The 1648-nt window shown below is 39.0% G+C and carries 3 protein-coding genes; 1 reads left to right on the forward strand and 2 read right to left on the reverse strand.

The window, feature by feature from the left end; genetic code table 11:
• Both ACR2F3_RS03585 and ACR2F3_RS03590 read right to left on the reverse strand, forming a co-directional pair.
• Positions 1–467: hypothetical protein (locus tag ACR2F3_RS03585; RefSeq protein WP_432708608.1), on the reverse strand; the 467-nt coding region annotated here is incomplete at its 3' end.
• A 113-nt stretch (positions 468–580) separates the two neighbouring features.
• Positions 581–871, reverse strand: coding sequence for a hypothetical protein (locus ACR2F3_RS03590; protein WP_432708609.1), 291 nt, complete (start codon positions 869–871; stop codon positions 581–583).
• Between the two features lie 140 nt (positions 872–1011).
• On the opposite strand from ACR2F3_RS03590, the gene ACR2F3_RS03595 reads away from it, so the two are divergent.
• On the forward strand, positions 1012–1648 hold a 637-nt coding region (locus ACR2F3_RS03595), incomplete at its 3' end, for an aminopeptidase P family N-terminal domain-containing protein (protein ID WP_432708610.1).

Here is a 1648-nt window from a genome sequence, read left to right on the forward strand (position 1 = left end):
GTTGGTGTTACTGTAAATCCGTCTTTGGTTGACTGGATGTTATAGGCAGGTTGTGCATTACTTTCAGCCTCGCCATCAAATTTATTTGACCGGTATCCTACATCGAATGCAAAATACGGTTGTATTACAGAATAATTAAAATTCTTTTCGAATCCTACTTTGAAGGCGATATCTTTCATTTGACCATTGATCACTTCGCAGTTATCACAATTGTTAGCAAATGAAACCTCTCTATTTAAAAAATTTCCGTTTAAACGGTAACTCCAGAGGTTATCATTGAATTTGATGATATAACTATTGAAATAGGAAGTTAAATAATTATCCGTATTTGACTGGTTGAATAATTTAGGCATCTGGGTATAATTATAGCCGCGAACACCAAGACTGTAATTATAGTTCCCATCGCGCTGGCTGAAAGCCATAAAAGAAATCAACGTAAATGAAATAACAAGTAAGATTTTTTTCATACAGGTAATTGTGCCTTTAAGTTTGCGAAAGTATTAAAATTAACACAGTTTCCATGAAGATCAACTGTAATTATTAATCACTTGCTCAACTATTAGACCAATTCTGTTAAATACTATTCCTTATCTTTCTCCTTATCAATTTCACTGTCTTCTTCACTTTCTAATTCATACGACGGCCGTGCTGCGTCATAGGCCTGAGCAAGTGGTTGCTGCTCGGTTGTTCCTTCCATCGATGCATGGATCACGCCACTAAACTCAGATGGTTCTTCACTGGTTTGCGACTGTTCTTTATCGTCCATTTCCTGGCTCCGCTCGTCCTGGTTTTGATCATTCAGACTTTGGTTTTCCTGATTTAGGTTTTCCTGGTTTTGAACATTCTCGTTTTCGTTCTCTGGAAAATTCATAATAGTAGGTTTTAAGTGTTTTCTGATTTAACAAAACATTTGCAAAAGTGTTTTCCCAGGATTTAAGGCCTTCCTACACCACTATGACAGCCAATAATTTGAAATGACTAACTTTGTTTGACAACAATTACTGCGATACAATGACCTATAAAGAAAAATTAACCGCAATACGCAAACAAATGGAGGCAGATAATGTACAGGCGTACCTGATTCCTTCTGCCGATCCGCACATGAGCGAATATTTGCCAAAACATTATAAATGCATTCCCTTTGCCTCGGGTTTTCGGGGTTCGGCCGGAACTTTAGTAATTACCCAGGATTTTGCTGGTTTGTGGACGGATTCCAGGTATTTCGAACAAGCCGCAGAGCAACTAGCAGATAGTGGTTTTGAACTGGTGAAATTGAAAGTGCAGCATATGCCCGAATATATCGACTGGTTAAACGATACTTTAGCGCCAGGCGATGTGGTGGCGACAGATGAGAAGTTGCTGTCCATTCTATCCGGAGATTTATTAACGCTCAACTTAGGAAAAAAAGGAATTACGCTAACCCATAAAGATTACCTGGATCCCATTTGGGAAAACAGACCAGCTTTGCCTACAGATGCCGCTTTTTTAATTGAAGACGAACATATAGGGCAAAGTGTAAGTGCTAAACTAGCGGAAGTAAGAGCCGCATTAACGAAACATCAGGCAGATTTCCATTTGGTTTCTTCTTTAGATGACATGGCCTGGCTTTTTAACATCAGGAAGTCGGATCGTAGCCATGTCGTTCTGT

This window comes from Pedobacter sp., assembly GCF_045627485.1.
In the GTDB taxonomy this organism is placed as follows: Bacteria; Bacteroidota; Bacteroidia; order Sphingobacteriales; family Sphingobacteriaceae; genus Pedobacter.

What these genes read in the sequence shown, in the direction of transcription:
- ACR2F3_RS03590 (WP_432708609.1), bottom strand. Translation starts at nt 871, where the DNA reads ATGAATTTTCCAGAGAACGAAAACGAGAATGTTCAAAACCAGGAAAAC.